Origin of the sequence: Parahaliea maris (assembly GCF_008064665.1) — a bacterium.
In the GTDB taxonomy this organism is placed as follows: domain Bacteria; phylum Pseudomonadota; class Gammaproteobacteria; order Pseudomonadales; family Halieaceae; genus Parahaliea; species Parahaliea maris.
In genome coordinates this window covers 76,982-91,428 of sequence record NZ_VRZA01000008.1, presented here as the reverse complement: position 1 = coordinate 91,428, position 14,447 = coordinate 76,982, and the positions used below count along the sequence as shown (strand labels likewise).

Annotated in this window: 12 protein-coding genes; 10 read left to right on the top strand and 2 right to left on the bottom strand. The window is 60.4% G+C overall.

Annotation, left to right across the window (positions count from 1 at the left end; all coding sequences use genetic code 11):
- The first annotated feature begins 212 nt into the window (after positions 1 to 212).
- From FV139_RS18425 to FV139_RS18380, 10 genes are all read left to right on the top strand, one after another.
- Positions 213 to 1,103 (top strand): LysR family transcriptional regulator, encoded by an 891-nt coding sequence (locus tag FV139_RS18425; RefSeq protein WP_148069954.1) that lies wholly within the window; start codon positions 213 to 215, stop codon positions 1,101 to 1,103.
- A gap of 188 nt (positions 1,104 to 1,291) precedes the next feature.
- Complete coding sequence (locus FV139_RS18420) at positions 1,292 to 2,587, top strand: MFS transporter (RefSeq protein WP_148069953.1); 1,296 nt, start codon at positions 1,292 to 1,294, stop codon at positions 2,585 to 2,587.
- A 106-nt stretch (positions 2,588 to 2,693) separates the two neighbouring features.
- Positions 2,694 to 4,877 carry a TonB-dependent receptor gene (locus tag FV139_RS18415; RefSeq protein ID WP_148069952.1) on the top strand — a complete coding sequence of 728 codons (2,184 nt, stop codon included), beginning with the start codon at positions 2,694 to 2,696 and terminating at the stop codon, positions 4,875 to 4,877.
- Between the two features lie 242 nt (positions 4,878 to 5,119).
- Positions 5,120 to 6,583, top strand: coding sequence for a tannase/feruloyl esterase family alpha/beta hydrolase (locus tag FV139_RS18410; RefSeq protein WP_187276630.1), 1,464 nt, complete (start codon positions 5,120 to 5,122; stop codon positions 6,581 to 6,583).
- Positions 6,584 to 6,709: 126 nt separating this feature from the next.
- Positions 6,710 to 7,303, top strand: coding sequence for a TetR/AcrR family transcriptional regulator (locus tag FV139_RS18405; protein ID WP_148069950.1), 594 nt, complete (start codon positions 6,710 to 6,712; stop codon positions 7,301 to 7,303).
- Positions 7,304 to 7,468: 165 nt separating this feature from the next.
- Complete coding sequence (locus FV139_RS18400) at positions 7,469 to 8,575, top strand: zinc-binding dehydrogenase (protein WP_148069949.1); 1,107 nt, start codon at positions 7,469 to 7,471, stop codon at positions 8,573 to 8,575.
- 359 nt (positions 8,576 to 8,934) lie between these two features.
- Positions 8,935 to 10,197 carry a saccharopine dehydrogenase family protein gene (locus FV139_RS18395; RefSeq protein WP_148069948.1) on the top strand — a complete coding sequence of 421 codons (1,263 nt, stop codon included), beginning with the start codon at positions 8,935 to 8,937 and terminating at the stop codon, positions 10,195 to 10,197.
- Positions 10,194 to 10,937 carry a hypothetical protein gene (locus FV139_RS18390; RefSeq protein WP_148069947.1) on the top strand — a complete coding sequence of 248 codons (744 nt, stop codon included), beginning with the start codon at positions 10,194 to 10,196 and terminating at the stop codon, positions 10,935 to 10,937. The genes FV139_RS18395 and FV139_RS18390 overlap by 4 nt, the downstream gene beginning before the upstream one ends.
- Positions 10,938 to 11,126: 189 nt before the next feature.
- On the top strand, positions 11,127 to 11,810 hold the full coding sequence (locus FV139_RS18385; protein ID WP_148069946.1) for a TetR/AcrR family transcriptional regulator: 684 nt from the start codon (positions 11,127 to 11,129) through the stop codon (positions 11,808 to 11,810).
- Positions 11,811 to 11,873: 63 nt separating this feature from the next.
- A complete protein-coding gene (locus FV139_RS18380; protein WP_213004166.1) occupies positions 11,874 to 13,460 on the top strand; it encodes a flavin-containing monooxygenase in 1,587 nt (528 codons plus the stop codon).
- Between the two features lie 15 nt (positions 13,461 to 13,475).
- Here FV139_RS18380 and FV139_RS18375 read toward each other — a convergent pair whose 3' ends face one another.
- Both FV139_RS18375 and FV139_RS18370 read right to left on the bottom strand, forming a co-directional pair.
- Complete coding sequence (locus FV139_RS18375) at positions 13,476 to 13,946, bottom strand: YeeE/YedE family protein (protein WP_148069945.1); 471 nt, start codon at positions 13,944 to 13,946, stop codon at positions 13,476 to 13,478.
- 1 nt (position 13,947) lies between these two features.
- Complete coding sequence (locus FV139_RS18370) at positions 13,948 to 14,382, bottom strand: YeeE/YedE family protein (RefSeq protein WP_148069944.1); 435 nt, start codon at positions 14,380 to 14,382, stop codon at positions 13,948 to 13,950.
- Between the last annotated feature and the right edge of the window lie 65 nt (positions 14,383 to 14,447).

The following is a 14,447-nucleotide window of genomic DNA, read 5'->3' as shown; positions in this document are numbered from 1 at the left end:
GCTACCTGATTATCGGTCTTGTTCTCGGCAGCTATTACAGGGGAGGGGTGGCGGCTTGTAAAATATCCGTTGTTCTATCACCTATAACACGGAGTTATCGGCCGGGCCTGCGCCTCGAGGTTTTCTCACCTGCAGGCGCCCGGACTGGTACCATGCAGCGTCGTGCCGGCAACGCTGGCTCGATAAAACGCCGTTAACAAGACGTAAACACTATGTTGCTCAATTTCAGACAGCTCGAAGTATTCCGCGCCATCATGATCGCCAAAACGGTGAGCGGAGCGGCGGAGTTACTCCACGTATCGCAACCCGGTGTCAGCCGGCTTTTGAAATACACGGAACAGAAACTGGGCATTTCGCTGTTCGAGCGCCACAAGGGTCGGCTGGTACCGACGCCGGAAGGGGAGGAGCTGTTCCGGGAGCTGGAGCCCATCTACAAGCGTATCGAGGACCTGGACTTTACCTTGCAGCGTATTACCCGGGCCGACAATCTGCAGTTGCAGATCGCCTGTACGCCCAGCCTGTCGAATTATGTGGTTCCCTGGCTTATGGCCCGGGTAAAACAGCAGATGCCCACCGCCCGGATCCGGTTGGAATCACTGCCGAATGAAGAAATCGCAGAGTACCTGAGCCAGGGGCGAATCGACTTCGCCCTGGGGTTCTACGACCCCGATCACCCCTTGATCCTGGCGGAGCCATCCATCAGCGTGGGTATGGAGTGCGTCGTTCCCGTAGATCACCCCCTGGCCGACAAAACGTCGGTCAGGTTTGCCGACATGGTGGACCACGAGATGGTCTGCTTCTTTCCGGAAACGTTGATCGGCCAGAACATCGAGCGGGAATTTGCCGCACTTGACCGGTCACCCGAAATGTCCGTCATGGTGCGCTATGCCGATGCCGCCTGTGCGATGGTGGAGCAGGGGCTGGGTATCACCGTCGCCTTTGAATACACCGCGATTGCCAATCGTTTCCCGGGATTGCGCGCCATACCGATCAAGGGCAGCCGGCAGCGCCTGCATTTTCTCAGGCACAACGGTATTTCGATGTCGAGCAACGTGCGCAAGTTCTACGAATTGGCCAAGTCGGAGATTCGCTCCCTGGCGTAGTGGTGCCCCGGCTGGCGTCACTCAATGCTATAACATCCACTCCACCAGCAGCCACATTCCATAATCTGATGTTATAGGCATTGGATCAATGAGTATTGGCTTATCTGCGCCGCTTTTCCCTAAGATTGGCCCCGACGTTCAGTCAAACGCGCTCAATACATTCGAATAACGGGGCCGGAGAGCGAAGCATGACCATGGCGGATGCCACCATAACAAGCACCAAGCGAACGCGGGTACGATTGACTGTGCTCTGCCTGATCAGTCTCGCGACGGTGCTCAACTATCTCGACAGAGCCATTATGGGTGTGGCTGCGCCTGCGGTAGCGGAAGAATTCACCATTTCGCCTGCGCTGATGGGACTCCTGTTTTCTGCATTTTCCTGGACCTACGCCTTCGCCCAGGTGCCAGGGGGCATGGTGCTCGACCGTCTTGGCACCCGTATTACTTACACCCTGTCACTCGGATTCTGGTCGTTTTTTACCCTGCTGCACGGTGTTGCCGCCAACGTGGTGATGTTGTTTGGCAGCCGCCTGGCACTGGGGGCTGCGGAAGCACCTTGCTTTCCCACCAACAGTCGGGTCCTGAGCACCTGGTTTCCCCAGACTGAACGCGCCCGGGCCAACAGCATATACGCGGTGGGTCAGTATGCCGGTTTGGCGTTCTTCAGCCCGCTGCTGTTCTGGATTGTCGGTGAATTCGGCTGGCGCACCCTCTTTGTACTGTTTGGTGCCATTGGCATGTTGTTCGCTTTGGGTTGGTACGCCATCTACAGGGATCCGCGCGACTGCGCGTCCGTTAACCAGTCCGAGCTGGACTATATCGCAGCGGGAGGCGGCCTCGAACACCAGGGTCAGCCGACGGCCTTCTCTTGGTCGCTGGTACTGGAACTGCTGTCCAAACGCCAGATTCTGGGCGCTTCAATTGGTCAGTTCTGTGGCAACTCAACGCTCGTATTTTTCCTGACCTGGTTCCCGACCTACCTGATGACCGAGCGCGGTATGGACTGGTTGAAGTCCGGGTCCTTTGCCGTACTGCCCTATATCGCCGCCTCTGTCGGCGTAGTGCTGGGGGGGATTATTTCCGACAAACTGGTGGAGAAAACCGGTTCTGCCAATCTCGGGCGCAAGCTGCCCATTGTCGGTGGCCTGTTACTCGCCTCAACCATCATTGCCGCCAACTTCGTGGATTCCAACCAGCTGGTGATACTGATCATGTCGGTGGCCTTCTTCGGCCAGGGCATGGTGAATCTCGGCTGGACACTCATTTCAGACGTCGCACCCAAATCCGCAATCGGTCTGACCGGCGGTGTTTTCAACTTCTTCGCCAACCTGGCCGGCATTGTCACGCCCATCGTGATCGGCCTGGTCGTGGGCGCCACCGGTTCCTTTTACGGTGCACTCGTTTACATCGGCGCGCTGGGCCTGATCGGCGCCGCAGCCTACATATTTGTTGTCGGTGATGTTCGTCGCGTTGAACTGGGGTGATATCTCGACAGGAGCGCAAGCGGCTTGCTGCCAGGCACCGCGGCAACGCGAAAGGTTAAACAACTAAATAACTGCATTAAAAAATTACGTCCAGGAGATAAATATAATGCATATCCACAACGAGTCTGCTGCTTTCCCGCCAGCCAGAAACACTTTGCTGACCCTTGCGGTGAGCGCCGCGGTACTTCAGTTCAGCCCGTTTGCGGCGGCTGAACCCGACACAGGGTTACTGGAAGAAGTGGTCGTTACCGCGGAGCGCCGCACGGGAGATGTCCAGGATATTCCCATCGCCATGACGGCCATGACCGCTGACCAGTTGCGCAAGAAGTCCATTCTGCGAATGGAGGATCTGCAATACGCAGCGCCCAGCCTCTCCATCAACGACGCCGCTATTACCCAGTCCGTCAACATTCGCGGTATCGGGCTCGCCAGCGGCGACCCCAACGCCACTAACGGTGTCGGGCTGTACATCGACGGGCTGTTCCAGCCGCCGATTGTGAACACCCTGAGCTTCTATGACCTCTCCGACGTGCAGGTGCTGAGGGGTCCGCAGGGCACGTTCTCCGGCGCCAACTCCACCGGTGGCGCGGTGATGCTCAATTCGCGCCGGCCGGAAATCGGCGCCGACCTCAACGGTTATATCCAGGTGGGGGCAGGAAATTACTCTTCCACAGAAGCCCAGGGTGCAGTAGGCGGCTCGCTGGGAGACACCCTCGCGGTGCGCGCCGCATTCAACTGGCGCGACCGTGACAGCTTTTACGATGACATCGGACCGGCGAACTCGGATGCGGGCAGCCTCGACGAATTCCGTGGCAGGCTCGGGGTGCTGTGGCGGCCCATCGACTCACTGGATCTGTACCTGAAGTACGAGTCGTCCGACAAGGACACCGGTGGTTACCCTACGCGCCCTATGGATACCTCGTCCTTTGCCTTTGCCAGAACCGCGGACGTCCGGGATCTCAGCTTCAATGCCGACCCCAAACATGAAGAGAGTGACGACACCCTGCTGCTGGATGTCACCTACACCTTCGACAATGACATCGCTGTCAATTTCCTGGCGGGCAGGCAGGAGAAGGAGATCGATGTTGTTTACGATTACGACTCTACCGCGGCGCTGCCGCTGAGACAGACCCAGGTCATCGCAGAGGACCAGGACAGTTTTGAAGTCACGGTGGTTTCACCCACGGACAGCGATCTGCAGTGGGTGACGGGATACTACTACCAGAACAACGAGATCGATGTGAATTTGCAAACACCGGGCCCGCTGATCCTCATCGGCATCGAGAAGGAAACCACGGGACTGTTCGGGCAGGTGGGTTACAACTTCACCGATGATCTGCAGGTCGAGTTCGGGCTGCGTAAAGTCTGGTTTGAGGCCGGTGGCCTGCCGGGCAGTGGCGGTTACTTCGGGCCGATTTCCGCAGGCCCCGCCTTTCCGATCAACGGCGACTACGAGGACGATGACCTGGTGGGCAAGCTGTCGGTCAACTGGACCCGCGGCGACCACCTGATCTACGGCTCGGTTGCCCGCGGCTGGAAACCCGGGGGCTACAACAACCCCAACCCCAGCGATAATTTCGCGCCCGAGGAAGTCCTTTCCTATGAACTGGGCTGGAAAGCGACGCTGCTGGATGGCGCCGTAAGAACCGCATTCGCGGTTTTCTACAGCGACTACGAAAACTTCCAGTTCGACACGATTGATATCACCTCGGGCGGTTCCGGGATCAAGAATGTGGCAGATGCCGATCTGATGGGCGCCGAGTTCTCCATCGATGCCCAACTGGGGGGCTTCCTGTTTGACGCGGCGATCGCCTATGTAGACACCGAGCTTGGCGCTTCCACTTTTGTCGATGAGCGGCAATCCGGCAACCCGAATTTGCCCCAGTGCAGCAATGGTGCCCAGCCGCCCCAGTGCTTTGATTACACGCCCTTCATTGTCGATTCCGCCGGTGGCTCGATGCTCAACGCGCCCGAGCTGACCTATACACTCGGTGTTGAGTACACCTTCGATGTCTTCAATGGCGCCACCCTGACCCCGCGTCTTAACTACGGTTATGTCGACGAGCAGTGGGTCAACCTGGCCTATCAGGATGTTGATCTGCTCGATTCCAGGGGGCTGTTGTCAGCGCTGCTCACTCTGCAGACAGACAAGTGGCGGGTGCAGGCCTATGGCCGCAACCTGACGGACAAGGAGTATGTCTCTGGCCAGTATCTGTCGATAGCGAGTGGCGGTGTCGAGTTCTATGGCGCGCCTCGGGAATACGGGGTAAATTTCAGCTACGATTTCTAGGCGCGGAAGCGTTGCGCACCTGACCAGGCTGTTACCGCTTGCGGGCGGTAACGGCTTTCCGGTTGGCCTGACTGGCCCCGAGTTGTTTTTGCTGCTCCCGGTACTTTCACGTTATGAAACTGTTTCAATTCCTATTGCTATGTTCTGTGGTAATTGCACTGGCCGGATGCAACCTGTCCACGGAAGTGTCCGCAAAGACGCCGGCAGCGGCGCAAGCCGCTGGTGCCGGCCGTTGCCAATCCATGGTGGATTATGCAGAGGAGGGCAGCGATCTCGAGATCGTGACCGCCGTACATGTGACCGCTGTCAGCGATCTGCCCGGGGAGTTGGCTGGCCAGGTATCTGCGGAAGTCTTCAGGCCTTACTGCAGGATTCGGGGTTACTTTGAAAAGCGCACAGGAGCCGGGCAAAAGCCCTATGCAATCGGATTCGGCATCTCCCTGCCCGATGACTGGAACGGGCGCTTCCTGTTCCAGGGCGGCGGCGGCCTGAACGGGCTTGTTCGCGAGCCTCTGGGGGCATTGGCGTCGGGAGATGTTCCCGCCCTGTTTCGAGGATTCGCGGTGGTGAGCACCGACAGTGGACATCAGAGCGATACCGTATTCGATGTGACGTTTTTCCAGGATCAGCAGGCGCTGTTGAATTTCTACTCCCAGGCGGTTTACAAAACCACGCTGCTGGGGAATCGGATGGTTTCGCACTACTATGAGGCCGAACCCAAACACCAGTATTTTTCGGGCTGCTCTACCGGGGGACGCGAGGGCATGACCATGTCGCAACGCTATCCCGACCTGTTCGACGGCATTATCGTCGGCGCGCCCGCCAGGCGAACCAATTATTCCGAGATAGCCGACCTGTGGTCCGCCAAAACGCTACAGGCCCTTTCGTCTGCCAACGGCGGAGTGCCATTTTCCGAGGCGCAGCAGGCATTGATTGTGGATTCACTCCTGCAGCAGTGCGACAGTCTCGATGGCCTTGAAGACGGGTTTGTCATGGATGTTGCGGGCTGTGATTTCGATCCTGCGGTGCTGCAGTGTACCGGGGAAGGTACTAGCCAGGGTTGCCTGTCACAGCAGCAGGTGAAAGCGCTGGGTGAGGCTTTTGCCGGTCCCCGCCTGGCGAGTGGCGAGAATATCTATCCCGGCTTCTACTACGACACCGGCATCTCCGCCAAAGCGGAGCATGGGATCCCGGGGCTGTTACAGGGTGTCGCAGGTCCCCTGGGCAAGGCCCGGATTGACCAGCCCTTCGACCTGCAAAGAGAAATCGACATCGCAGAAAATTTCCCACTCGCGCCGGGTAATGCAACCCTGAAAAACCTGACGACTTTCGCAGGCAGTGGTCACAAACTCTTCTTTTTCCATGGTGTAAGTGATCCCTGGTTTTCCGCGAAGGATACTCAGGGCTACTACCTGGATATGGCCGAAGACAATGGCGGACTCGAAGCAGTGAAGCGGTGGTCAAAACTGTATTTTGTACCGGGTATGGGGCACTGTCACGGCGGTGAGCGCGCCCTGGATCGTTTCGATATGTTGTCCCCCCTTGTCGACTGGGTCGAGTCCGGCTCCGAGCCAGAGCGCATTCCGGCCTGGAGCACGGTCACGACGGATACCCGTCGGCGACTGTGCCCTTACCCGGACGTCAGCAGGTATCGTGGAGAAGGAGATCCCAATCGGGAGGATTCCTTCCAGTGCGTCCCACCCTGATCACTGCCTTGAGTACACCTGAAGTTTGCGCTGAACCATTGAGGTTCTGGCCATCTCTCTACCGCCTGTGCATAATGCTGACATAAATAATGTCAATACATTGGTTCGCGGAGCTGCTGGAAGAGAATGTCTGACACCGTAAACGCCGGGGCCGTCGATGGCCGGCGGTTGCGCAGTGAGCGCAGTCGCAAAGCGATCATCGATGCTGCGTTGGCGCTGATGGAGGAGGGGGTTCTGGTCCCCACAGCCCAGCAGATATCCGAGCGCGCTGGAGTCGGAATTCGCTCCTTCTTCCGGCGTTTCGAGGACATGGAAGCCCTGTTTGCCGGTGTCGATTCACAAATACGGGATTCTTACGAAGCGCTCTTTCTCGGCGGTGACCGCAATGGCACGCTGGAGGAGCGGATCGAGCACGCGGTCGAGCGCCATGCCGACGCGTACGAGTGTGTGAAAACCGTTGTACTCAGCACCCAGGCCCAACTCTGGCGCTCCGAAGTGTTGCGCAGGAACTACGCCAGGAATCAGCGAAGTCTGCGCAAGGATCTCGACAACTGGCTGCCGGAGTTGAAATCCCTCCCCAGGGACCAGCGCGAAGCGGTGGATGCCGTGGCGTCATTCGAGATGTGGCACCGCCTGCGCGAGCACCAGAACCTGAGCAAGAAGGCGAGTATCTGCCTGGTGACGGGGCTGCTCAAATCCCTGTTGGGCGCCCGGGGATGATGCTGGTGGCGTCCCGTCGTCTTGCCACGGCGCCGTGACTCGCTCACGGCGGTTTACATATTGGCATAAACAGTGACAATATATGCCCTCGCTACAGCCAGCACCCCTGCACCACACCCGCAAATAAAGCGGGGCCCCTGTGCCCCGGTATAAGGAGTACATGACATGACCACCGGAAAACAGCTATTCAGCACCCTTGCGGACGGCAAGCTCACCGTAGAAATCGTAGAACAGAGCTTCCCCGATCCCACCGGCAACCAGGTGCTGGTGAAAATGGAGGCGGCGCCCATTAACCCCTCCGATCTCGCCCTCCTGACCAGCGGGGCAGACCTTGAAAATGCCGAGTATTCCGCCGGCAAGTTTGTCGCGCCCATGCCCGAGCCTTTCTTCAGCGCCCAGAAGGGGCGCCACGGGATGAACTTGCCCGTCGGCAATGAAGGCGCGGGTACCGTGATCGCCGCTGGCGAAAGCGAAGCCGCGCAGGCGCTGATCGGCCAGCGGGTGGCCTGCGTGCCCGGGAACGCCTACTCGCAGTACTGTATTGCCGACGCGGGCATGTGCCTGCCCCTGGGTGATATCTCCTCGGAGGCCGGCGCCTCCGCCTTCGTCAACCCCATGACGGTGCTGGGTTTCGTCGAAACCGCCAAGCGTGAGGGCCACAAGGCCATCATTCATACCGCGGCGGCTTCCAACCTCGGCCAGATGCTTTTGCAAGCCTGCAAGGAGGACGGGATCGAACTGGTGAATATTGTGCGCAAGGCGGAGCATGTTGAGCTGCTTTCAGGCCTTGGCGCGGCCCACATCGTTAATTCCTCCGATGCAGACTTTATGGCACAACTGCGTGACGCCATCGATGCGACCGGCGCCTACCTCGGGTTCGATCCCATTGGCGGCGGCCAGATGGTGGACACCTGCCTGAAGGCGATGGAGCAGGTAGCCGTCCGGAAAATGTCTGAGTTTTCGCGCTACGGCTCCGACCAGCCGAAGAAGATGTACATCTACGGCCGGCTCGACCTCGGGCCGACGATTCTCACCCCGGCCTACGGTTTTGGCTGGACGGTATCCGGCTGGCTGCTCACCCCCTTCCTGCAAACCGCGGGCATGGAAACCGTTGTTGCCATGCGCAAGCGCGTGCTGGAAGGACTGACGTCCACCTTCGCCAGCAGCTACAAGAGCAGGGTGTCGCTGGAGGAGATGCTGACGCGTGACGCAGTGCTCGATTACAGCGCCATGAAGACCGGCGAGAAGTACCTGGTCACGCCCCACGCCTAGCGCACTCCCGGCCGCAGCGAGACACGGTCATCGTGTCTCGCTGCAGATTACACTTAAGTCCAGTTTCGACTTGACCCCACCCCGGGCCACGCCCTGGAACTGAGCCTGGTGGATGGCTCAGGGAGAGGTCGCTTGCGACCGGGGGCAATGGATGAAAAAGCTGGCGATTGCGGTGTCGTGTCTTCTGGGCCTGTTGGTGTTTGCTGCCGGTAGCTCCCCATCCCCTTGTCTGGGATGGGGCCCTGCGTGTGCTGGCGCCCGTTGGACGGTGGCTGGGGTACAGGGCCTGCTAGACTAGGACTCCATTCCCGTCACACCCCGTCCGGGGATCAGTCGGACAACCCGCCAGGAGCATAACCGTGCAAAACTCACCCTACGATATCGTCGTATTCGGAGCCACCAGCTTCGTCGGTCAGATTCTGACCCGTTACCTCGTTGACTATTGCGCGACGTCCGAGGAGTGCATTCGCTGGGCGATCGCCGGGCGCTCGGAAGCGAAGTTGCTGGCCCTCAGGTCGTCGTTGGGGGGAGAGGGGGGCAGCCTGCCGCTGATCGTTGCCGATGCCGCCGACGAGGACCAGTTGAAGGCGCTGTGCTCTGCCACCCGTGTCGTGGTCTCCACCGTCGGCCCTTATGCCCTCTACGGCGAGCCGCTGGTCAGGGAGTGTGCGGCGACCGGCACCGATTACTGTGACCTGACCGGTGAGGTGCAGTGGATACGCCGCATGATCGACACCTATGCTGAGATGGCCGAGGCCTCCGGGGCGCGCATCGTACATTGCTGCGGATTCGACTCGGTACCCTCGGACATGGGGGTGTTTTTCCTGCAGCAACTCGCGGTCAGCCACTTCGGCGAACCGGCCAGTCGGGTAAAGATGCGAGTGAAGTTCCTGAAGGGCGGGGCGTCGGGTGGCACGGTGGCCAGTTTGCTCAATATGATGAAGGAAGCTGCGGCCAACCCTGCCCTGCGGCAGGAGTTGCAGAACCCTTACTCGATTTGCCCCGACGGTGCCCCGTCTCGCGCCCGGCAGCACGCCGTGACGTCGGCCGAGTACGATGCGGATTTTGACGCCTGGATTGGCCCCTTTGTCATGGCGATGATCAATGAGCGCGTTGTGCACCGGTCCAATGCATTGGCAGAGAACGCCTATGGCGAGGACTTCACGTACAACGAGGCGATGTTGATGGGCGCCGGAATCCAGGGCCGTCTGAGGGCAGTCTCGCTCGCTGGCGGTCTGGGTGCTGTGATGGCGGGGGCCGCGATAGGCCCGGTGCGGCAGCTGATGGAGCGTTTCGTGTTTCCGAGCCCGGGAGAGGGACCTGACGAGGAGGCGCAGCGCTCGGGTCGTTTCGATCTTCGGTTTTCAGGAGAAACCGCATCCGGTGACCGTGTGCGGGTCAAGGTCACGGGCGACCGGGATCCCGGTTACGGCTCCACGGCAAAGATGCTGGGCCAGGCGGCCCTCAGTCTCGCCTTTGACCTCGTCCAGGGCGACGCCGACAACACCGGGAAGGCGGGACGCGGCGGTGGGTTCTGGACCCCGGCGACGCTGTTCGATGAGCGTTATCTCACGCGGCTTTGCCGTCATGCGGGCCTGACCTTCGAGGAACTGCCACAATGACGAATGCTACCGCGCCGCGCGAAGCGCTGTTTTTCATGGTGATGGCCTGGATCATGGCCATCGCCGTTGCTGCGGGCTTCGGGCTGAACCTCGCGATGGGGCGCTCAAGCCTGTCGGTGCCGCTCATCTACCATATCCACGCGGCGGTGTTCTTTGGCTGGACGCTACTCTACGTCGTACAAAACTCGCTCATTTACGGGCAGCAGATCCAGCTGCACCGGCGCCTGGGGAAGCTCACCGCGCTGCTGATTCCCGTGATGTTGGTACTGGCCATATGGCTGACCCTGGTGACTCTCAGGGTGCTGGGCGGCCCGCCTTTTTTCGGCCAGGCGGAATTTCTGTTCGTGAACATCTTTCATATTCTGGCGTTCGCCATCCTGGCGGGCTGGGGTGTCATGCGCCGTGGCCAGACCGACTGGCATCGCCGCTTGCTGTTTGGCGCCATGGCCTGCGTGGCCGCTCCGGGGCTGGCGCGGCTGCTGCCGCTGCCCCTCACCGTACCCTATACCTTCATCATCATATTCATCGCGGCCATGGTATTCCCGCTGATCGGGATGTTGGCCGACAAGCTATGGCACGGCAAAGTACATCCCGCCTGGTGGTGGACCCTGGTGTTGCCCGCCCTGGCGTTGGTGCTGGGTGAGGTCATCGCCAGCACCGACTGGGCGCTGGCCTTTGCCGCCGCCCATGTCGAGGGCACACCGGGGGGGTTGCGCCCCCCAGGCCCGTTCATGCCCTGAGCCAGACAGTGCCCTCAGGTTGTTCCCGCCGGCTGATGCAGGCGGGATTTTTTTGCTTCGGCGCTTGATTGATATCACTTGATATAGTTAAGATTTATATCAAGCGATATAGTTTGCCGCGAGCTTCTGTTTGGTAGACAAGAGCACCGATAACAAGAGCTCGGTAAAAAAGAACTCAGGAGAGAGGACATGCCCTCACAAGCATCACTGACGAGCCCACCCCAGGTGCGCGGACAGGAAGCGCAAGCGAGGATATTGCAGGCGGCGCTGCGTATCTTCGGCCGCGACGGCTTTGCGCTCGCGACCACCCGCCGTATCGCGGAAGCTGCGGGCGTTTCACTGCCCGCCATCAAGTATTACTTCGAAAACAAGGAAGGCCTGTACATGGCCTGCGCCCATGAAATCGTGGCGCGCTACGAAGAGGGCCTGGGTAACTATATCGATGAAGTCGCTGCGGCGCTGGAGGGGGGGCTCTCGCCCGCCCAGGCGCGCAGCTACCTGAAAGAAGTGATGCGCCGGGTGAGCGCCATTTCCAATGACGATGCCGATGCCGATCTGCGTACCGGTTTTGTATTGCGGGAGATGACCGAACAGGGCCCCGCGTTTGAGGTGCTCTACAAGGATCTGTGGCAACCCGGTGTAGAAATTACCGCGCAATTGATCGCTTGTATCGAGGGCAAGGCGTCCCCGGATGAGGCGGCTCATCTCGAGGCCCTGATGCTTCACGCCAGCCTGTCGGCATTCAGTAGCACACGTCCGGTTTCCCTGCGCTACCTGCGGGACGGCGGCTGTAAAGCCAGCCCGCGAGAGGGCGGCCTCACCTCTGCGCTCACGGTCATAGAGGCCCAGATCGATCGCATGGGCCCGGCCTGACAAAAACCCCGGCCCGCAACTGTTCCCGTGTAAAGAGATAACAAACAGCTGGAGGAGTACAAGGTGAGTGACAACAGGACAACAGCGGACTGTATTGTGGTTGGCGCTGGTTTCGGCGGTATGTACCTGGTTCACCGCCTGCGGGAAGCAGGGTATTCGGTACAGGGTTTTGATGCAGCGGGGGACGTCGGGGGCACCTGGTACTGGAACCGATATCCGGGGGCACGCTGCGACATACCGAGCCTGCTGTACTCTTACAGCTGGTCGGACAAGCTGCGCCACAATTTTCGCTGGAGCGAGAAATATGCCACCCAGCCGGAAATCCTGGAGTATGCGCAGTTGGTGGCCGACACCTACGATCTGCGCCCCTTCTTTCGCTTCAGTACCCGGGTGGAATCGGCCCGATATGACGAGGCGAACTGCGAATGGGTGGTGGAAACCGACGCGGCCGGTACCTGGCGCGGCAAGTACCTGTTCCTCGCCACCGGCTGCCTCTCTGTGCCCAACGAGCCCGACTTTCCCGGTCAGGACAGCTTCCAGGGCGACAGCTACCAGACCAGCACCTGGCCCCATGAGGGGGTCGATTTCAGCGGCAAACGGGTGGCGGTGATCGGCACGGGGTCCTCGGCGATCCAGTCCATTCCCCTGATTGCCGAGCAGGCCGAGAGTGTGCACGTATTCCAGCGCACACCGAATTTCAGTTTACCCGCGCTCAACGGTCCGATTCCCGAGGAAGAACGGCAGGCCTTCGAGGCCATGTACGAAGACTACCGCGCTGCGCTGGCGGCGGGCGAGCCGGGAATCGAGATGCTGCCCGAGGACTGGGAGCCCAGCGACGAGGAACTGGCAGAGCACGTCAAAATCCTCTGGAACGGGGGCGGCCTGGTCTCCACCGTACAGATTCCGCGTCTGACCAAGGACGAGCGAATCAATGCCGCGGCAGCAGAATTCGTGCGCGAGCGAATCCAGGACATTGTTGACGACCCCGACACCGCCCGGCGCCTCACACCCCACGGCTACCCGATTGCTACCAAGCGGGCCTGCGTCGACACCAACTACTATCAGACCTACAACCTGCCCCACGTGCATCTGGTCAGCCTGCAGGAGGAGCCCCTGGTGGAGATTACCCCCCAGGGCGTGAAGACCGAGGCTCGCGAGTACCCGGTAGATGCCATTGTCTACGCCCTGGGTTTCGATGCCATGACCGGCGCCCTGACTCGCATCAACCCGGTTGGCCGCAACGGGCTAAGCCTGCAGGACGCCTGGGCTGAAGGGCCGACCTCTTTCCTGGGCACCACCGTGGCGGGCTTCCCCAACCTGTTTACTATCACCGGCCCATTCAGCCCTTCGGTGATCCAGAACGTGATCCTCTCTATCGAACAGCATGTCGACTGGATCATGGAGGTGCTGGCCCGCGCCCGCGAGGCGGGCAGTGCCACCATCGAAATCACCCGGGAGGCGCAGCAGCAGTGGATGGACCACGCCGCGGACGAGGCGAACCAGACCCTGTTTCCACAGGCCGGGTCCTGGTACATGGGCGCCAACATTGCGGGCAAGCCGCGGGTACTCATGCCCTACGTGGGGCGTGAGTACAAGCAAAAGCTGGATGCCAATATCAGCGAGGGCTTCCCCGGGCTGGTGTTCAGCTGAACTGCAGCCCTCACCTCAGTGCGGGTGTTTGTGTTTCTGCCTTTTGTGGTGCTTGTGTTCGCGCTTGTGCTCCAGGTGCTTCTGCCACTCGAACAGGCCCATGCCCGCCACCATCGCTACCACGAACACCAGGGCGCGAGCCTCGCCTGCGCCCAGTGCTACCAGTGCAGGGCCCGGGCAAAAGCCCACCAGCCCCCAGCCGATACCAAAACCGAGGCTGCCGAGGATCAGCGGGCTGTCGATGCGGTTGGATTCGGGGAGACGCATTGGTGAACCCAGCAGGCTGACGCTGCGGGTTTTGGCAATGCTGAATACGGCGAAGCCGATACCGATGGCGCCGGCCATCACCAGGGCCAGGCTGGGGTCCCAGTTGCCTGCGAGGTCGAGAAAGGACTGCACTTTGGCCGGGTTAGCCATGCCAGACAGTAACAAGCCGAGGCCGAACAGCAGTCCGGAGGAGAAGGCGGTGAGCGGGTAGCGAATCATGTCAGCCTCCTATGACGTGGCGCAGCAGGAACACAGTGATAAAGCCACTGGCCATGAAACAACCGGTGGCCAGCAGGGAGCGCGGCGACAGGCGGGAAATGCCGCAGACACCGTGGCCGCTGGTACAGCCGGAGCCGAGACGGGTGGAATAACCCACCAGCAGCCCGGCGGCAATGATGAGTGGATAGCCGGCCTCGATGCGAATCGGGGGCAGGCGGTCAAACATCTGCCACAGCAGGGGAGCGACGATCATGCCGCCGAGGAAGGCGAGTCGCCAGATGTTGTCGCCCTCTGCCGGCCGCAGCAATCCGCCGAGAATCCCGCTGATGCCTGCCACCCGGCCGGTCCACAGGATCAGCAGGCCGGCGGCGAGGCCGATGAGTACGCCACCCGACAGGGCGGTCCATGGAGTGAAGCTGTACCAGTCGATGGTCATGAAGGGGAGTCCTTGTGTGCTGCAATGAGCCGCAATATAGGCGCTTTGCGGCCAGTTGAGTAGAG